The organism is Moraxella sp. K127 (genome assembly GCF_015223095.1).
In the GTDB taxonomy this organism is placed as follows: Bacteria; Pseudomonadota; Gammaproteobacteria; order Pseudomonadales; family Moraxellaceae; genus Moraxella.
In genome coordinates this window covers 18,991-36,336 of sequence record NZ_JADFBZ010000029.1, presented here as the reverse complement: position 1 = coordinate 36,336, position 17,346 = coordinate 18,991, and the positions used below count along the sequence as shown (strand labels likewise).

At 43.3% G+C, this 17,346-nt stretch carries 18 protein-coding genes; 12 read left to right on the top strand and 6 right to left on the bottom strand.

Going from position 1 to position 17,346, the window contains the following annotated elements; all coding sequences use genetic code 11:
• The first annotated feature begins 83 nt into the window (after nt 1–83).
• Nucleotides 84–1,151 carry a lipid A biosynthesis acyltransferase gene (locus IM753_RS07650; RefSeq protein ID WP_065256976.1) on the top strand — a complete coding sequence of 356 codons (1,068 nt, stop codon included), beginning with the start codon at nt 84–86 and terminating at the stop codon, nt 1,149–1,151.
• 1 nt (nt 1,152) lies between these two features.
• Here the strand turns inward: IM753_RS07650 and vapC are convergent, their stop codons facing one another.
• Both vapC and vapB read right to left on the bottom strand, forming a co-directional pair.
• The gene (gene vapC, locus IM753_RS07645; protein WP_345894505.1) at nt 1,153–1,551 is read right to left on the bottom strand and encodes a tRNA(fMet)-specific endonuclease VapC; all 399 of its coding nucleotides are present in this window, start codon (nt 1,549–1,551) and stop codon (nt 1,153–1,155) included.
• Nucleotides 1,551–1,787: a type II toxin-antitoxin system VapB family antitoxin gene (vapB, locus tag IM753_RS07640; RefSeq protein ID WP_065256974.1), complete on the bottom strand. Its 237-nt coding sequence runs from the start codon at nt 1,785–1,787 to the stop codon at nt 1,551–1,553. Before vapB ends, vapC begins: the two co-directional genes overlap by 1 nt.
• A 265-nt stretch (nt 1,788–2,052) precedes the next feature.
• Between vapB and IM753_RS07635 the strand changes: the two genes are divergently transcribed.
• The 7 genes from IM753_RS07635 to scpB all read left to right on the top strand — a co-directional run bounded on the left by IM753_RS07635 (nt 2,053) and on the right by scpB (nt 6,190).
• Complete coding sequence (locus IM753_RS07635) at nt 2,053–2,325, top strand: hypothetical protein (RefSeq protein WP_156065267.1); 273 nt, start codon at nt 2,053–2,055, stop codon at nt 2,323–2,325.
• Complete coding sequence (locus IM753_RS07630) at nt 2,322–2,741, top strand: type II toxin-antitoxin system VapC family toxin (protein WP_065256972.1); 420 nt, start codon at nt 2,322–2,324, stop codon at nt 2,739–2,741. The genes IM753_RS07635 and IM753_RS07630 overlap by 4 nt, the downstream gene beginning before the upstream one ends.
• A 20-nt stretch (nt 2,742–2,761) precedes the next feature.
• Nucleotides 2,762–3,811 carry a tryptophan--tRNA ligase gene (gene trpS, locus IM753_RS07625; RefSeq protein ID WP_065256971.1) on the top strand — a complete coding sequence of 350 codons (1,050 nt, stop codon included), beginning with the start codon at nt 2,762–2,764 and terminating at the stop codon, nt 3,809–3,811.
• Nucleotides 3,812–4,447 carry a nuclease-related domain-containing protein gene (locus IM753_RS07620; RefSeq protein ID WP_194109027.1) on the top strand — a complete coding sequence of 212 codons (636 nt, stop codon included), beginning with the start codon at nt 3,812–3,814 and terminating at the stop codon, nt 4,445–4,447. It begins immediately after the preceding gene.
• Complete coding sequence (locus IM753_RS07615) at nt 4,448–5,362, top strand: ScpA family protein (protein WP_065256969.1); 915 nt, start codon at nt 4,448–4,450, stop codon at nt 5,360–5,362.
• A 32-nt stretch (nt 5,363–5,394) separates the two neighbouring features.
• Entirely contained in the window at nt 5,395–5,517 is a 123-nt protein-coding gene (locus tag IM753_RS13310; RefSeq protein ID WP_255518651.1) for a hypothetical protein, read from the top strand.
• Nucleotides 5,518–5,581: 64 nt separating this feature from the next.
• The gene (gene scpB / locus IM753_RS07610) at nt 5,582–6,190 is read left to right on the top strand and encodes an SMC-Scp complex subunit ScpB (protein WP_083108349.1); all 609 of its coding nucleotides are present in this window, start codon (nt 5,582–5,584) and stop codon (nt 6,188–6,190) included.
• Between the two features lie 377 nt (nt 6,191–6,567).
• Here the strand turns inward: scpB and IM753_RS07605 are convergent, their stop codons facing one another.
• Both IM753_RS07605 and IM753_RS07600 read right to left on the bottom strand, forming a co-directional pair.
• Nucleotides 6,568–7,278, bottom strand: coding sequence for a YoaK family protein (locus tag IM753_RS07605; RefSeq protein WP_065256666.1), 711 nt, complete (start codon nt 7,276–7,278; stop codon nt 6,568–6,570).
• Nucleotides 7,279–7,409: 131 nt separating this feature from the next.
• Complete coding sequence (locus IM753_RS07600; RefSeq protein ID WP_065256667.1) at nt 7,410–8,222, bottom strand: enoyl-ACP reductase; 813 nt, start codon at nt 8,220–8,222, stop codon at nt 7,410–7,412.
• 243 nt (nt 8,223–8,465) lie between these two features.
• On the opposite strand from IM753_RS07600, the gene folE reads away from it, so the two are divergent.
• The gene (gene folE, locus IM753_RS07595; RefSeq protein ID WP_065256668.1) at nt 8,466–9,083 is read left to right on the top strand and encodes a GTP cyclohydrolase I FolE; all 618 of its coding nucleotides are present in this window, start codon (nt 8,466–8,468) and stop codon (nt 9,081–9,083) included.
• Nucleotides 9,084–9,183: 100 nt separating this feature from the next.
• Here the strand turns inward: folE and IM753_RS07590 are convergent, their stop codons facing one another.
• A complete protein-coding gene (locus IM753_RS07590; RefSeq protein WP_065256669.1) occupies nt 9,184–9,654 on the bottom strand; it encodes a Dps family protein in 471 nt (156 codons plus the stop codon).
• Between the two features lie 176 nt (nt 9,655–9,830).
• Entirely contained in the window at nt 9,831–10,505 is a 675-nt protein-coding gene (locus tag IM753_RS07585; protein ID WP_065256670.1) for a YcxB family protein, read from the bottom strand.
• Nucleotides 10,506–10,637: 132 nt separating this feature from the next.
• Here IM753_RS07585 and serS point away from each other — a divergent pair, with 132 nt between their 5' ends.
• The 3 genes from serS (at nt 10,638) to drmB (ending at nt 17,346) form a co-directional block, all read left to right on the top strand.
• Nucleotides 10,638–11,897 (top strand): serine--tRNA ligase, encoded by a 1,260-nt coding sequence (gene serS / locus IM753_RS07580; protein WP_065256671.1) that lies wholly within the window; start codon nt 10,638–10,640, stop codon nt 11,895–11,897.
• 143 nt (nt 11,898–12,040) lie between these two features.
• The gene (locus IM753_RS07575) at nt 12,041–15,376 is read left to right on the top strand and encodes a helicase-related protein (RefSeq protein WP_172823658.1); all 3,336 of its coding nucleotides are present in this window, start codon (nt 12,041–12,043) and stop codon (nt 15,374–15,376) included.
• Nucleotides 15,373–17,346 carry a DUF1998 domain-containing protein gene (gene drmB / locus IM753_RS07570; protein WP_194092628.1) on the top strand — a complete coding sequence of 658 codons (1,974 nt, stop codon included), beginning with the start codon at nt 15,373–15,375 and terminating at the stop codon, nt 17,344–17,346. The genes IM753_RS07575 and drmB overlap by 4 nt, the downstream gene beginning before the upstream one ends.

Genomic DNA, 17,346 nt, shown 5'->3' with positions numbered 1-17,346 from the left:
ATAGAAAACCGTAGGTTGCCCAAGCTCACCACGAACGGTTTTCTTAGTTTATTTCAAATTCAAAAGCGTATAAGACAAAAACAATGAGCAATAAAAACTGCTGTGGGGGCAATTGCCACACCGACAATCAAACCCCACAATCAAATAACCCACAAATTGACATTAAAAAAATGCCCGATTTGACCGCCACTCACAAACAAACAAGCATGGCGGACAAAGCCCCATTTCAATGGGAATTTTTATTGCCAAAATACTGGGGAATTTGGCTTGCGTTAATGATATTTTTACCGCTTGTTTATTTGCCACTTCGTATCCAGTTTTGGCTTGGCAGAAAAATTGGCGAATTGGCGTATATGCTTATCAAAAGACGGGTCAAAGATACGCTCACGAATTTAACCCTTGCCTTTCCCAATAAAAGCGATGATGAAAAAGTGCTAATCGCCAAACAGGTTTTTGTCAATCAAGGCATTGGTATTTTTGAGACGCTAAACGCATGGTTTCGCCCCAATGTCTTTAAACGCACGTTTAGCATTTCAGGATTACAGCATTTAATCACCGCTCAAAAAGAAAATAAAGCCGTGATATTATTGGGCGGGCATTTTACGACATTAGATTTGGGTGGGCGATTATGTACGCAGTTTTTCCCTGCTGACTGTCTATACCGCAAACAAAATAATCCGCTTTTGGAATGGTTTATCTATAATGGTCGCCGTCATATTTTTGATGAGCAGATTAATAGCCGTGATATGAAAAAACTCATCAGTCGAATTAAAGATAGTAAAGTGATATGGTATAGCCCTGACCAAGATTTTGGCTTGGAGCATGGGGTCATGGCGACATTTTTTGGCGTGCCGTCTGCAACCATTATCGCCCAAAGACGATTTGCCAGCATGAATAAAAAAAATCCGCCTGTGTTTATTGCCTTTGATATGATTCGCCAAACGCCTGACAATATCCCCAAAGGCAAACGCCCGCATTATCATATCAGCCTATCGCCTGTCATTGAAAATTACCCAAGCGATGATGAAGTGGCGGACGCCCAGCGTATTAACGACATCATGGAGCATAGTATCAAAAAGGATATTGCCCAATGGATGTGGTTTCATCGGCGGTTTAAAACGCAGGCGGACGGGACGGATTATTATGGGTGAGTTATTTTAACCAGTTTTCCACTCTTAGTCCGTCCACTCGGTTAAATTCACGTTCGTTATTGGTAACGACAACCAACCCTAAACTTCTGGCGTGTCCTGCTATCATGACATCATACGCCCCAATGGGTGTACCTTGTTTTTCAAGCGTGGCTTTGATGTTGGCGGTTTGAAAACTGGCACGAACATCATAATCCAATACGGTCAGCGTATCAGCAAATACTTCTAAGGCATGAAAGGATTTTTCACGAGACATGGACTTTTCAGCACCGACCGCCAGCTCCATGAGTGTTACGCTACTAATACAGAGCTCGTATTGATGTAGATTAAACCGCTCACGCACAATTTGCGGTTTGTTTTTCATGGCATAAATGCAAATATTGGTGTCAAGCATATAAGTCATCATGGGAAAAGCTCTTCTCGCTCTTGGGGCATGGGTTGTTCCCGTTCACTCATAAAATCATCTGGCACGTCCACATGGTCAAAAAAATAATCCCATGCCGACCCCGCAGGCGACAAGATGCGAGTATTACCCACCACTTTAACATCAACGTGCTTGATGTTATCAGGGAATGCCACGACTTTGGGTAGGCGAACAGCTTGGGTCTGGTTGGTTTTAAAGATACTGGCAACAGTCATAACAATTCCCCTTATGATTGTGTATATTTTAGATATATACATTATAAAATTTCCTGCTTATTTTGTCAAAATGATTTTTGCCAGACTATAAAAAATGATAAAATATAGGGTGTGCTTGCCTTTGGTATTTGCAATAAAAACTGATTAAAGCGAGAAACTTTATCGTATTATAAAAATGTTATCAATGTCAGACATGCCCTATATTTTAAAGAAAATTTTAAAAAAATTTGCTATAATTGACATTCATTTTGACAAGGATAAAACCATGCAACTTACCACAAGAGAATTGGTTGAAAAATTTGGCTCTCATCGCTTGATTGTGCTTGATGATGATGTTTTGGCAGATTTTGACGATGATACCGTGCTTTTATTATCCGCCCAAAAACCAACCAAAAAACCCATTTTGCCAGAAATTGCCAAATACGCCAATTTTTTAAAAAATGATGTTGCCGATGATAATGAAAATATTGACGAGCAAAGCAAACGCATCATGGCAATGCTAAATGCTGATGATAAACGCATTAAGGCAGGTTTATGAAAACCATTAGCATAGACACCAATATTCTTGCCCGTTATTTTTTGGGCGATGATATTGACCAACAAGAAATGGCATTGCAATTATTAAGTAATTATCAATGTTTTGTACCCATAACAGTGATATTAGAATTGGCGTGGGTATTACAATCTTACGATAAATCAAAACTAAGTGTCATTGAAAGTATTTTGATTTTATCAAAATTACCCACGATTATTTTAGAACATAAACAAGCGGTAATTTCTGCAATGCGTTGGGCGATTGAAGGCATGGATATTGCTGATGCCATTCATTTAGCCATTGCCAAACAGTATGATTATTTACCATTAAGCAGTTTTGATAAACGATTTATCAATAAATCAAAAAGCATTGATAATGCACCCATTTGCCAAACCGTCAAAAGTTTGATTGAACAATAATTTAACATTAAGAGAAAATCATGACCGCACCAACCACCAAACGCATTTTAACAGGCATTACCACCACAGGCATTCCCCATTTGGGCAACTATGTCGGAGCGATTCGCCCTGCCATTCAAGCGGTGCAAAACTCCGATGATGACGCCTTTTTCTTTTTGGCGGATTATCATGGGATTATCAAATGTTTTGACCCTGATGAGATTCATCGCTCCACCAAAGCCATTGCCGCCACTTGGATTGCCTGCGGTCTTGACCCCGAGAAAGTTACCTTTTATCGCCAGTCGGACATTCCTGAGATTCCTGAGCTTGCGTGGATTTTAAACTGCTCTTGTGCCAAAGGTCTGATGAACCGAGCCCACGCCTACAAAGCGAGCGTGGATATGAACCTTGCCAAAGAAGACACGGACGCTGACTTTGGTATCAGCATGGGGCTGTTTAGCTATCCTGTGCTGATGAGTGCGGATATTTTGATGTTTAACGCCACGCACGTCCCTGTCGGCAAAGACCAGATTCAGCACATTGAAATGGCACGAGACATTGCAGGGACGTTTAATTTTAAATACAAAGAGCTGTTCACGCTCCCGACTGCCGTAACGGACGAAAACACGCCCCTACTGACAGGGCTTGACGGTCGCAAAATGAGCAAATCCTACGGCAACACCATTCCGCTATTTGGGGACGGCAGTCCCACCATTGACCCGCAAAAGGCACTAAAAAAAGCAATCGGACAAATCGTAACCAACTCCCAAGCCCCCGAAGAACCCAAAAATCCCGATGAATGTAATATTTTTGAGATTTATAAGGCCTTTGCCACGCCTGATGAGATAAATGCCCTTGCCGAGCATTATAGACGTGGTATCGGTTGGGGCGAAGCTAAGGAGATTTTGTTTAACAAGATTGACGGCGAGATTGCTCCCATGCGTGAAAAATACGCTCATCTTATGGCAAATCCTAAGGAGCTTGAAGAGATTTTGCAAATGGGGGCGGTTAAGGCTCGCCGTGTCGCCCAAAAACAGCTCGATAAAACCAGACGTGCGATTGGGATTAAACCGCTTGCGAAGTTGAAATAAATGGATATTTTGCCCATTTTTATCAATTCATTAAAACCACTTTTGTGGTTTTTGCCAATATTTTTCATCATCGCCTTTTTAAAATCACCCTTATTTAAAGGGTGGTTTGGCGAAAAATTGGTAAATATAAAATCAAACAGTACTTTACCAACAGATATTTATCATGATTTTCATGATGTTTTAATTCAAGATGAATTTGGCATTACGCAAATTGACCATATTTATATTTCTAAATTTGGTATTTTTGTGGTGGAAACCAAAAATTATCAAGGTTGGATTTTTGGCAAAGTTCATGATAAAAAATGGGTGCAAAATATTTATGGCAAAAAGCAATTCTTTCAAAATCCATTACATCAAAATTACCGACACATCAAAGCCTTAGAAAAAACTTTAAATTTAACAAATGATTATTTTCATTCTGTTATTGTTTTTGCTGGGAATTGTGAATTAAAAAGCTCTTTTCCTGATAATATTTGTTACTTATCAAATTTTACGGATTATATTTTATCCATAAAAGAACCCATACTTCGCCAAGATGAGATAGAGCGTTTAATTCATTTATTAAACATGAAAAGATTGGAAAACAATAAAACCAACAAAAAAGAACATATCAAACATTTAAGGCAAACCCATTAAATGACCGACACCGCCCAACCCGACACCCCCATCCGTATTTTTGATACGCCCGTTTCATCATTGCCTGATGATTTATATATCCCACCCCAAGCATTTGCGATATGGCTTGAACAATTTGCAGGCCCGCTTGATTTTTTGTTGTATTTGGTTAAAAAGAATAATTTTGATTTGACCGAAACCGCCATTTTACCGATTACCGAGCAGTATTTGACCTACATCAAAGAGCTTGATGATACTTATTTTGAACTGGCGGGCGATTATCTGCTCATGGCAAGTACGCTCATTGCCATAAAAAGCGAACTTTTGCTACCCCAACCTGAAATCATAGGCGAAGAGCTGAGCCCCAAAGCACGACTCATCAGACGGCTAGAAGAATATGCCCAAATCAAAGAAGCCAGTCGCCGACTAGACAGTCTCATCCGCCTAGAACGTGATGTGTTTTTGGCATTTGCAAGCCTGCCTAGTAGTGAAGCCATGAAAGCCGAATTGCCAAGCTACTCGCCCCAGATACTCATCAACAGCTTGATTACTATGCAAATCAAGCCTGATTATCAAATGCACCACATCAAGACCGACCCTGTGCCACTGCCTGAGCGTATCGCTAAGATTAGCCTGATGTTAAGCCAACAAGGCTCTGGCACGTTTGCCGAGCTACTCGATGAAACGCAGGGGCGTGTGGGCGTGGTCGTGAGTTTTGTGGCGGTGTTAGAGCTTCTAAAACGGGGGCTGATTGGCTTTGCTGACGGTGATGACGCCCTACTCAAAAGTGAGATAAATGTGGACATCGCCCAGAGTTTTCAGCTTGAAGTCATGGACGCCCCCACGTCCAAAAAAGGCAAGCAAAAAGACCCTTTATTTAACATCAACAACACCGGCTTTGACTTGTCCGAGCAGACTTTATATTGGCTTCATTGATCATTAGGGCGTGTTGAATATTGGTATTTGCAATGAAAAATGAGAAAAATCGCACGTTTTTCAAGGAAAAAACACAGGCTGATAGTCGTTCTATCAGCCAAGTTTTTGACGATGAAAAACAAGATTTAGCCATTTTTCATGCAAAAATTGGTTGAAATTGTCAAATTTTGCCATATCTATAAGAATGTTATCAATGTTCAATACGCCCTAGACAACCGTATGCAAAACAACCAACCCTTATCCACGCTTACACCCAACAGTGATAGCGACAAAATCGCTGATGACATCAAAGACACCCACGCCACTGCCACAGCGTTAAGTCGCTATATTGAAGTGCTACTGCACGCCAGCGAGTCGCCTTTGACGGCAGATGATTTAAAAAAGCATTTGATGATAAGCCAAGATGAATTTGATGTGGCACTGGCGGTGCTAGAAGAGCGTTTGTCGCACAGCGTGCTGACCCTTGCCAAGACCGCCAGTGGCTATCGCTTGCAAATCAAGGACTCGTACAGTCGCATCATTCATCAGGTATTCCCCGAACGCCAAGAGACCCTAAGCCAAGCCCTGTTAGAGACCCTAAGTGTCATCGCTTATAAACAGCCTGTTACTCGCTCGGATATCGAGCATATTCGTGGCGTGAGCGTGTCTAGCCATATCTTACGCCAACTGTTTGATAAGGGTTGGATTATGGAAAAGGGACATAAAGACGTGTTGGGTCGCCCTGCCTTATTGCACACCACCAAGGCGTTTTTGGACGCATTTGGTTTGACTGATTTAAAAGAATTGCCCGAATTGCCTGATTTGGAAAATTTTAAAGTGGACGGCTAGGGCTTATATTAAAATAACTGATTTCATGATATTGGGTTTTTATTAAACCGCTCAATTTACCTTAAATTATTTGATTTTAATTTATTTTAATTTATAATCATTTAATTTCAAAATACACCAATGACAGTAGGTGCGTATGACGCACCAATCAGATTTTTCATTTAAAAGGTGCGCGGTACGCACCTTACTATTATTTGATTTTAATTTTAATTTGGTATTATTAAATTGAGATATGTAGGGGTGAATTGTATTCGCCCAAGTATTTTATTTAAAAAATACATTTTAAAAATTTTAGGTATCTAATTAATCATATTTTCAATTATAAATTTACAACCATTAATATCGCAATTTCCCCTATTGATTTTAAAAATCCCACCCTATCTTTTTCTTTTGCGTTTTATCATCATAAATTTAATCATACGCTCGGAACGACGAAACCATTTTTCCATATGCACATAACTGATTGCCGAGAGAAAAATAATGGTAATCGGCAGAAGCATTGACCAATAGCCATATTTGGCATACAGCCACACCGCCACAAAGCCACCGCCAAAAAATCCCCACCATAACGCACTTTGTAGCACCACTTTGGCAAGACTGACCTTTCGCCCCACAAGCCAATGCCCCACAGTCGCCCCCAAATCGGACGTTACCCCAGTCAGATGCGTGGTACGCACCACCGCCCCATGATAGGTTGCCACCATGGAGTTTTGTAGTCCGCACGCCATGGCGATGAGCATTTGCCCGTAGTCGTTGCCCGATAGATACAGCGACAGACTGCCACAGAGCAGGACAAATTCTAGGTACATGGCATAGCCATAATGACGTTTGATGTGTAGCTCACTGCCCCCGATAATCATGCCACTTAGCACCGAGCCAAGCCAAAACGAGCCCACCGACACAAGCAGTAGCCATAGGTTTTCCCAGTCATGATGAAAAGACGTAACCGCCAGCAGGCTGATGTTGCCCGTAACGTGTGATGCCGAAACGTGAGTAAATCCCATGAGTGCGGTTGTATTCAAAATGCCAGCACTAAATGCCAACACCACCGCCCCACACAGTACCCAAGTGGGAAGTTGGTTTTGCATGACGGATGAATGAGTGATACCAAACCAATTAGTTTACAAAACTTTGGACAAAAATAAAAGCACACAACACAAGACGTGCTTGATTGTGTGCTGTTAAAATGTTACAAAATTTTACAAGACTTAGGCGTGTCTTACTCGGTATCGTCCGCCACCAGTTCTATAAGCTCACTGCTTAGTCCGACAGTATTAAACCCTGCGTCCACAAACAAAATCTCGCCTGTAATACCGCTCGCCCAAGGCGATAGCAGGAATAAAGCGGCGTTACCCACTTCCATTTGATTGACGTTGCGTTGTAAGGGCGTTACTTTTTCGGTAACGTCCAGCATTTTGCGGAATGACTTGATGCCACTGGCGGCAAGCGTACGAATGGGGCCTGCACTAATGGCATTGACACGAATGCCTTCTTTGCCCAGCGAGCTTGCCAAATAACGCACGGACGATTCTAGACTGGCTTTGGCAAGTCCCATGACGTTGTAATTTGGCAATACAGAAATACTGCCTTCATAAGTCAAAGTCAAAAGCGAACCTTGACGTTTGGCAAGCAATTCACGACTGGCTTTGGCAAGTGCCACAAAGCTGTATGAGCTGATGTCGTGAGCGATGGCAAAGCCTTCACGGGTCGTGGCGTCTGTAAAATCACCGTCCAACTGCTCGGCAGGGGCAAAACCAATGGCGTGTACCACACCGTTCACGCCGTCGCCCCAAATGCGAGCTACTTCATCAAAGCATTTGGCAATCTCATCATCCGAGCTAACATCACAAGGCAACACCGCCACCGCCCCAAAGGTCTCGGCCGCCATGTCTACCCGTTTTTTGATTTTGTCGTTGGGGTAAGTCAAAATCAGCTCCGCCCCTTCACGGTGCAAGCACTCGGCAATCGCCCACGCAATCGACAGCTTACTGGCAATGCCCGTTACCACAAATCGTTGACCTTTTAATAACATCAGTCGCTCCACGCATTTAGTTAAAATTGTTGGCATTATACCACAGATTTTGTCAAATGGGGAAAATTTAGGAACGATTGTAAACTTTTAATTAATCGCCATTTATTTGAATTTGGCTATTTTAAAAGGGTAAATTTAAAAAAGCAAAAATTACAACCCATTACCATGACAAAGCACACAAACCATTTGGCAAATCTTGTCTTTTTCGCTATAATATCACGTTTATTTTTATTTGATAATACCATGTGCCAACATTGCGACAGCCACGCCACGCCCGCCTTTTCTTTTGATGTAGAAGCCACCGCCCAGAACTACGCCAATATCATCTCCGCCAGTGGCGAGAACCTAAGCCGTGAAGGACTGCTTGATACGCCCATGCGTGCCGCCAAAGCCTTTCGGGACTTGACGGCAGGCTATCATCAAGACCTGCATACGGTTGCCAATAATGCCATTTTTGCCAGCGATAATGCTGATTTGGTGCTTGTGCAAAACATTGAATTTTATTCATTGTGCGAACATCACATCCTGCCATTTTTTGGCGTGGCACACATCGGCTATCTGCCAAATGGTAAGGTATTGGGCTTATCCAAACTGGCTCGCATTGTTGATATGTATGCCAAACGCCTACAAATCCAAGAAAACTTAACCAAACAAGTCGCCCAAGCCATTCATGAGCTTACGAACTGTCGTGGTGTGGCGGTCGTCATGGACGCAAGCCATATGTGCATGATGATGCGTGGCGTGGGCAAACAACAGTCCACCACCCGCACCACCTGTATGCTTGGGGTGTATGAGACGGACAATCAAGCCAGAAATGAATTTTTGAGCACCATTCCTAAGCGTGTGCCAGCATTTGGCTGATGGTGATCTATTTTAGAATTAGAAATAGGCACGATAAAAAGCCCTTAATGTAGAGTTAAGGGCTTTTTAATTGGGTTAATGATGGGTTAAATGATGTGGATTAACCCAAAAACGCATTATACATCCAAATTTCTTTTTCTTGGGCTTGAACATATTCTGTAACGATGTCGGACGTGCCTTGGTCAGATGCCCCTTCGGCAAGCTCAGCAACGGCTCGTTGTTCTTCGATAAGTGTTTGCAAGCCCTTAACCACGCCTTCCACACAGCCACGACCGTCAAACACGCCTTTGTCTTCTTTGATGCTAGAACGCTCGGCAAAATCACTATAAGCGTGTAATGGCGTACCACCTAGCGTTAGGATGCGTTCAGCGATTTCGTCAATTTGCAGTTGTAGCTCGGTGTACAGCTCTTCAAATTTTGGGTGCAAGGTAAAAAAATGCTCGCCTTTGACATTCCAATGATAGCCACGCACGTTGATATAAAACAGATGATAGCTAGACAGTAGGGCGTTTAGGGCTTTGATAACTGGGGTAAGTTCTGCTTTTTCAAGACCGATTTGATTGGTACTCATAACATTTCTCCGATTGGTTGGTTTATAAATCAGTATTATAAATTGATTTTTGGTAATCAATTTATTTATATAATCATAATACCACAATTTTATGATGAGTAAAATTAGTGATTTTGATGATTATCATAAATTTATTCAATAAATACACAGTAAATTTGTGGATTTATTGAGAATCATTATACTGTTATATTATCCGCTTTCAAGCCCTTTGGTGTAACTTCTTGTAAATGCTTGATGACGGTATTTACGGGGAAATGCTGTTGGCTTAGGCGTTTTGGCAGGATTTGACTGCCCTTTTGCCCATTTAGCTCAAACATGATAAAAACAAAATTGTCCGTCTCGTCCCATTGGCTAACCGCCGACCACGGAATGACCCCTTGCTGCATGGGGGCGTGGCGTAGATTCATGCCACGCATTTGCGGAGCGGGGGCATTTTTGACAGGCACAGCCATGATAAGCCCATGACTTTGTACGCCAAGTTTTAGCTCGCTCATCTCATCGGGCAGACCGCTCTCGGCAACTTGTTTTTCAAATTCTTTTTTCATGTACCATTGTAGCCCAAGCGTCCGCAGGGCAAGGTAGATGCCCACGCCCACAAGCATAATCCAAAAAATAATCGTAGAATAGCCACTGACAAAAACAAGCCCCAAAATGGCAAGCACGACCAACACGCCCAAAATTATCCATTCTTTGGTACGAATGGATTTGAAGCCGACCGATTGAGCGGTTTTTTCAAATAGGGCAAGCTGTGCCGATTTGAATTCAGCGTCCGTCATGTTTAGGGCGACAGGTTGTAGGGTGTAGGGGTAGAGTGCGTCTTGTTTTTTGGCTTTGATCTTGGCTTGGCTCATGGCGGTCAATTCTCGGTAAAAATGCCTATATTACCCAAAACTTGCCAAAAAATAAACCCAAAAAACAAAAACAAGTGAAATTTTGTGGTAAATTTGATATGATGAGCAAAATTTTAGTAAAAAGGTAAACCCATGCTAGACCCCAAATTATTACGCACCGATTTGACCGCTTTAAAAGAAAAACTGGCAACCCGTGGCTATGAACTTGACGTGGCGTTTTGGACGGATGTAGAAACCAAACGCAAAGAGCTACAAGTCCGTACCGAAGAATTGCAAGCTCAAAAAAACGCAGGGGCAAAAAAAATTGGCGAATTAAAACGCAGTGGCGAAAATGCCGATGACCTGCTTGCCCAAATGGAAAAGGTAAGTGATGAGATGAAAACCGCCGAAAACGAGCTAAGGGACTTGCAAGCGGTCATCACAAATGCAAGCCTTGCCATACCGAACCTGCCTGATGACAGCGTGCCTGTGGGGGCGGACGAGAGCGACAACGTGGAAGTACGCACATGGGGTGTGCCACGAACCTTTGATTTTGAGATTAAAGACCATACCGACATTGGCGAAGGCTTGGGGCAGCTTGATTTTGCGTTGGCAAGCAAACTCACGGGAGCAAGATTTAGCACGTTAAAAGGCGGACTTGCACGGCTTAACCGAGCGTTGATTCAGTTTATGCTAGACACGCACATCAGTAAGGGCTACACCGAAATGTATGTGCCTTATATGGTAAATAGTGAGAGCTTAAAGGGAACAGGACAACTGCCTAAATTTGAAGAAGACCTATTTAAGGTGTCGGACAGCTATTATATGATACCGACAAGCGAAGTGCCACTTACCAATACCGTGCGTGATACGATACTTGCCCCGAGCGATTTGCCGATGAAGCTCACCGCTCATACGCCTTGCTTTCGTAGTGAAGCAGGGTCAGCAGGGCGAGACACTCGTGGGCTTATCCGTCAGCACCAATTTGAAAAAGTAGAAATGGTACAAATCGTGCGAGCGGACACGTCCATGCAAGCCCTAGAAGAGATGACTGCCCAAGCCGAGAGTATTTTGCAAGCGTTGGAGCTTCCCTATCGTGTCATCACGCTATGCACGGGTGATATGGGCTTTGGGGCGGTCAAGACTTACGATATTGAAGTGTGGCTACCGTCTCAGGATACGTATCGTGAGATTAGTAGCTGTTCTAATTGTGGCGATTTTCAGGCTCGCCGTATGGGGGCAAGGGTCAAGGACGGCAAAAAAACCGAGCTTGTGCATACCCTAAACGGCTCAGGGCTTGCGGTGGGCAGAACGCTCCTTGCCATCTTAGAAAACCACCAAAACGCAGACGGCACGGTCAATATTCCTAAGGTGTTACAGCCTTATATGGGTGGGATTGAAGTGCTTAAATGATGTTTTAAAAAGCCGTTTAGTCTTAGGATTAAGCGGTTTTTTTATTGCCAAAATTCGCTCAATGGGGCGGATTATGACATAAATTCTTGTATTTGATGGTTATCTGTTTTAAAATAAAACAGTTGTTAATAAAAGAGATTTTTATGAGTGGTGGTTTGGAGCGTTCCAAAGATTTGATGGCACAACACCGTCGTAGTATGGTGGATTGGGTAAAGGCAGAGTTGTCAGGTGCCAATCTAAAACAGTCGCAGGTGTATTTAGGGTTGCCGTCTGACAGGTATGTCGTGGGCGTGCTTTTTCCGATTGGGGCGGGTTTGGGGATTGACCCTGCTGGCGATGTAATTGATGAGATGGCAACAGATGCCACGTCCGCCCAAGAAGATGAAAAAGAAACTGCCGAATCGGTCAAGCAGGTTCGTTATGTACCACCGTCATCGGTGGGTTTTTCGTTTTTTGTGGCGAGCCGTTCATGGCAAATTCAAGTCATGGCGTCTGCCAAACGTTTTGTTGGAATTGATGGTGAAGCTGATGGTCAAGCTCGTAATAAGGAAGGACAGTATGTTAAGGACAGCTATGAAATAGATTGTTTGGCATTGTCTGATGAAAGTATTGTCATCCGTCATGATGACATCCAAAAAAACCATCCCATTTTTATTAGAAGTAATGATAAAAATCAAGCACAAAGCTTGGCAAGTATTAATGTACGCACCACGCCGCACACTCACGGTACAATCATCACAGTAAGTCTTGTCAATACACAACAGTTGGCAGGCGAATCTGATGATAAAAAAGATAATACTAAGACCAAGGCTGGTCACAAAAAAGAGCAGGCTTTAAAAACACTATTTGATGTGAAATTCTCTTGTGTGGTCGATGAAGGTGTGGTGGGCGATTATCCCAGTGTGGATTATGCCCTGCTTAGTGAAAGCGAGCAGGAAATACAGCTACAATACCGCCACAAAAAGGTCTATGCAGTTGGGCATGGGGCGGCGGCTCATTGGATATTAAAAGATGGGCGGGTGCATGAGATTATGTCGGATTTTATGCCCATCCAAGAAGTGCCACAGGTTACCGCTGACATCAATGATGAGTCTATAAAAAACGTGCTTTCTATGGCGTTTTTACAAAATACTCATACCAATACCCAAGCGGTATGCCGAGAGTTAAAGGCATTTGTGGAGCGGTATCGTGAATGGATACAAAGCCAAATCCATGAGCTTGACCGTATGGATACCCAAAACAGACCCGCAGGCGAGCGTTTAGTGGCTGGCATGATAACAGCGTGTGAGCGTATGTATGTAGGGATTGAGCTGATTGAGTCTGATGAGATGGTCGCTGCTGCTTTTGCTTATGCCAATCGTGCCATGTATATGCAGATGACGCACCCAAGCAAAAGCTGGCGTGCCTTTCAGTTGGCGTTTGTTTTGACCGCTTTAAAATCTACCACGCTTGAATACGATGATTTTCGTGATACGGTGGACTTGATTTGGTTCCCCACAGGTGGTGGCAAAACCGAAGCGTATCTTGGACTGACGGCGTATCAGATTTTGTACAGACGACTCAGATATCCAAATTCAGGCGGGGGTACAACGGTACTCATGCGTTATACCTTAAAACTACTTACCGTTCAGCAGTTTTTACGAGCCACTCGCTTGATTTGTGCTTTGGAGCTTATCCGTAAAGACAATCCGATGTTTGGACAAGAGCCGATAAGCATCGGACTTTGGGTAGGGCAGTCATCAAGTCCAAATACCTTAAAAGACACCCAAGAGCGACTACAAAAAGCCAAGCACAAGGATGAGTACAGCTCACTCATCATCACCCAATGCCCGTGGTGTCGCACAGCGTTTAATCATCAAAACTTCCACATGGACAAGAGTTATTTTTATATAGCTTGTCACAACAAAGCATGCGACTATGGCAAAGATGATGCAAAACTGCCATGCCAAATCGTGGATGAGATGCTGTATCGCACGCCACCAACTGTCCTGCTTGCCACGATAGATAAATGTGCGATGTTTGCATGGAATGAGAGCTCATCTGCCTTTTTTGGGCTAGGGTCAAATCGCCCGCCTGAGCTTATCATTCAAGATGAGCTGCATCTGATTGCCAATGCGTTGGGTTCGGTGGCAGGGGTGTATGAGTCTGCCTTACAGACGGTCATCACTGCCAAAGGTGTACGCCCCAAATATGTGGCATCAACCGCCACCATCAAAGAGGCCAAAAACCAAGTGCAAAAACTATTTGCTAAGGACTTGGCGATTTTCCCACCGCAAGGCTTGTCTGCCAGCGATGCATTTTTTGCCAAAGAAGTACCGCTTGATGTGCGAGCAGGTCGGCTGTATGTGGGGTATTTTGCTCCATTGCTCAGTCGCCGAAAAGCATTAACGCCTTTGGCATCTTTATTGATGGTTGCCCCTTTTGTTAAGTTTGGACATAGTGAGCAGGAATACTTTGACTGGATAGACGCTTGGTGGACGCAAGTGGTGTATCATGGCAGTCTAAAAGGTGTGGGCAACAGCCATCAGGCTTTTTTATCAGATGTGAAATCGCACTACCAAGATTATGTCAATGAATTTTTTGGTCGTGATGATGAACCGTCACACAATGATGAACCGTCACACAAAAATGAACTGTTGTTGGATAGAAAAGATAAACTTGAAAAATTAGGCTTTAATGAAAGATTTTTCAATGAAGTGGTGTCAAAGGACATTAAGGGGCGACAAGGTGCTCTCATCAAACAACTCACCAGTAATAACACCGACAGCGACAACACTCGCATCTTTGGGCAGCTTGCCAAAGACAGAAGCGACCCTGAATCAGTGAGTGTGGTGCTTGCCACCAACATGGTTGCCACAGGGCTTGATGTGTCTCGCTTGGCACTCATGATTATCAACGGTCAGCCCATCACGACCGCTGAGTACATTCAGGCAAGTAGCCGTGTGGGGCGTGGTGACATTGCAGGGGTGGTGTTTGCCAATTATTATAGAGACCAAGCTCGCAGTTTGTCGCATTATGAGAACTTCTATCCTTATCATCAGTCCTTTTATCGCCATGTAGAGCCGACCAGTATTACCCCTTACACGCACCAAGCACGTCGCCGAGCGTTGCACGCAGGACTTGTCATTGCGGTGCGACACGGTGTGACAGCCATGCTTGGCAATGACAAAGCTCATGAATTTTATGCCACAGATGAAAAAATCAAAGAAGTTGTTGATATCTACAAAGCGTTTTGTTGTCAGGCTGACCCTGCCCGAGCAGATGCCATTGTTCGCCATATCGATGGCTTATGCCAAGAGTGGCAAGAGTATGCTCAGGTGTTATCTGCCAAGCGTTTTTCGCCAAAACTGTACTACAAAGCCCAAGACAGTACGGGTCGAAGCTTGATATATGCTCACGGACAAGGCGAAAAAGGGCTTTGGGCGACTTTGCAGAGTATGCGTAATGTAGAAGACACAGGGGTGTTGGGGATACTATGAAAAAATTAAAATTTAGCAATGTCAGACTGTCGCACTTGCTACGCCATTGTGCGGTGGGTTCTATTGTGCGTACATCTCAGTTTTGTGTTACGGTCAAGGACACAAGTTTTTGGGCGGATAAAGAGGGTCGCCCATTTGGTAAGGAGATTTTATACGTTGAACAAATTAAAAAATCTTTGGGCATTACACAAAAGCTAAGACGTCCACCTGTGGGCAAGATAGACAACGAAGGTGAGTTTGAGCAGGGTAGTGGGTATTATATCCCTGCTCAGGTATTTCCTAGTTGGTTTGTCTGTACAAAATGCAGACGTTTACACAAAGGCAGTCACAAACAGCTGGATGATTCTGATAAAACCGACAAATCAGATAAAAAAGATAACAAGACCATGTTGGTTTGCAATGAGCCAAACTGCCATGGCGAGCTTGAGCAGGTGCATTTGGTGCAAGTAGATAACCGTGGTTATATGTATGATGTACCTTGGTATCGCATCGCACATCGTGGTAGCAAGGGGTGTGATTGGCGGAATAATAAACTAAAATGGTATGCCAGAACAGACAAAGGTTATCAAGAAAACAAGGTAGCTTGCGATTGTGGGGCATCTCAGGTGTTTAGCCTTGGTGAGTCAAGATATTTTCAAGGCTATCAACAGCCTTGGCTTTATGATGCGTGCTTTAAAGTTGATGGCAGACAGCTAGAAGAAGAGCAAGATACATCAAAGGCACAACCCACTGCTTATATCATGGAAGTCAATGACACTCGGGTACATACACCAATCACCAAAGAGGCATTGGTGATACCGCCAGAATCTCGCATTGCTCGTGGTACGCTTGTTGATAGATTATATTGCCATGAAAAAAAAGATGAGCTTTTACAGAGAGGTGCATACTCTGATGAGCAAAAAGCCCTGAAAAATCGTCTAAAAAGTGAATTTGATTGCGATAATGCATCCTTAGAAGAGGCGATTGAGTTATTGCGTGAGGGTTATCCTAATTTTGATCAGGAGTTTCAAGAAAAACCACTGCATGAATTGGAGTATGAGGCTTTGATGACGCCCACAAATTTTGATGATGATGAAGATTTTGTCACTCATCATGTGAGCGATGAATTTCATCATACTTTGCAAAGTATGAATCAAGATGGTTTTGGTAAGTTTGACAGACTTATTGATAAAGTTGTGGCAGTTAATAAACTCAAAGAAATTTTGGTGTTTAAGGGCTTTACTCGTGGTGGCGAGTTGTTGTCCGATGACACCAAAATAAGTGTGGATAATACAGAGCAAATTAATGGCGGTGAATTGAGCGGCAATCATAAGCAGGACAGGGATGATAGAACCATACCGCCTGATGTGATGGGCATTAGTAATTGGCTACCTGCTTTGGAGTTGTATGGCGAAGGGATTTTTATCAGTTTTAATGAATCTATCATCAAGCGATGGCAACAAGATGAGCAAATCCAAAAACGAGCAGAGATTTTTGCTGAACGATTATCTGGCAGTGCTCATGCTTACACGCTAAGCCAAAAAGATTTGGTGGTAAATGCCAGATTTTTGTTTTTGCACGCATTCTCACACTTATTGATTAAGGAACTTGAAAGTTTAGCGGGTTATCCTGCGGCATCTTTAAAAGAGAAGATTTACAGCAGCAGCGACCCTGACAACCCTATGGCAGGCGTGCTGATTTACACGGCGATTGCGGACGTAGATGGTACACTTGGTGGGCTGGTTGAATTGTCCGAACCCAAGAGTATGATTCAGGTGCTGACCCGTGTATTTGAGCGTGTCCAATGGTGTTCGCTTGACCCTGTGTGTGGCAGTCATGAAGGGCAAGGACCTGCATTATTAAATATGGCAGCATGCCATTCATGTTTGTTGTTACCCGAGACAAGCTGTATGTGTGGCAACGTCTTGTTAGACCGTGTGATGATAAAAGGCGATGAGCATACGCCGTCTATTTTTGATTTTGTGAAATGA

Bases quoted from the DNA above. Each gene is read 5' to 3' on its own strand.
- drmB (WP_194092628.1), top strand. From the start codon at position 15,373: ATGAAAAAATTAAAATTTAGCAATGTCAGACTGTCGCACTTGCTACGC.
- IM753_RS07585 (WP_065256670.1), bottom strand. From the start codon at position 10,505: ATGAGCCAAGCCAAGATCAAAGCCAAAAAACAAGACGCACTCTACCCC.
- IM753_RS07605 (WP_065256666.1), bottom strand. From the start codon at position 7,278: ATGCAAAACCAACTTCCCACTTGGGTACTGTGTGGGGCGGTGGTGTTG.
- vapC (WP_345894505.1), bottom strand. From the start codon at position 1,551: ATGACTTATATGCTTGACACCAATATTTGCATTTATGCCATGAAAAAC.
- vapB (WP_065256974.1), bottom strand. From the start codon at position 1,787: ATGACTGTTGCCAGTATCTTTAAAACCAACCAGACCCAAGCTGTTCGC.
- folE (WP_065256668.1), top strand. From the start codon at position 8,466: ATGTGCCAACATTGCGACAGCCACGCCACGCCCGCCTTTTCTTTTGAT.
- IM753_RS13310 (WP_255518651.1), top strand. From the start codon at position 5,395: ATGAAAAATGAGAAAAATCGCACGTTTTTCAAGGAAAAAACACAGGCT.
- IM753_RS07600 (WP_065256667.1), bottom strand. From the start codon at position 8,222: ATGTTATTAAAAGGTCAACGATTTGTGGTAACGGGCATTGCCAGTAAG.
- trpS (WP_065256971.1), top strand. From the start codon at position 2,762: ATGACCGCACCAACCACCAAACGCATTTTAACAGGCATTACCACCACA.
- IM753_RS07635 (WP_156065267.1), top strand. From the start codon at position 2,053: ATGCAACTTACCACAAGAGAATTGGTTGAAAAATTTGGCTCTCATCGC.
- scpB (WP_083108349.1), top strand. From the start codon at position 5,582: ATGCAAAACAACCAACCCTTATCCACGCTTACACCCAACAGTGATAGC.
- IM753_RS07630 (WP_065256972.1), top strand. From the start codon at position 2,322: ATGAAAACCATTAGCATAGACACCAATATTCTTGCCCGTTATTTTTTG.
- serS (WP_065256671.1), top strand. From the start codon at position 10,638: ATGCTAGACCCCAAATTATTACGCACCGATTTGACCGCTTTAAAAGAA.
- IM753_RS07615 (WP_065256969.1), top strand. From the start codon at position 4,448: ATGACCGACACCGCCCAACCCGACACCCCCATCCGTATTTTTGATACG.
- IM753_RS07650 (WP_065256976.1), top strand. From the start codon at position 84: ATGAGCAATAAAAACTGCTGTGGGGGCAATTGCCACACCGACAATCAA.
- IM753_RS07620 (WP_194109027.1), top strand. From the start codon at position 3,812: ATGGATATTTTGCCCATTTTTATCAATTCATTAAAACCACTTTTGTGG.
- IM753_RS07590 (WP_065256669.1), bottom strand. From the start codon at position 9,654: ATGAGTACCAATCAAATCGGTCTTGAAAAAGCAGAACTTACCCCAGTT.
- IM753_RS07575 (WP_172823658.1), top strand. From the start codon at position 12,041: ATGAGTGGTGGTTTGGAGCGTTCCAAAGATTTGATGGCACAACACCGT.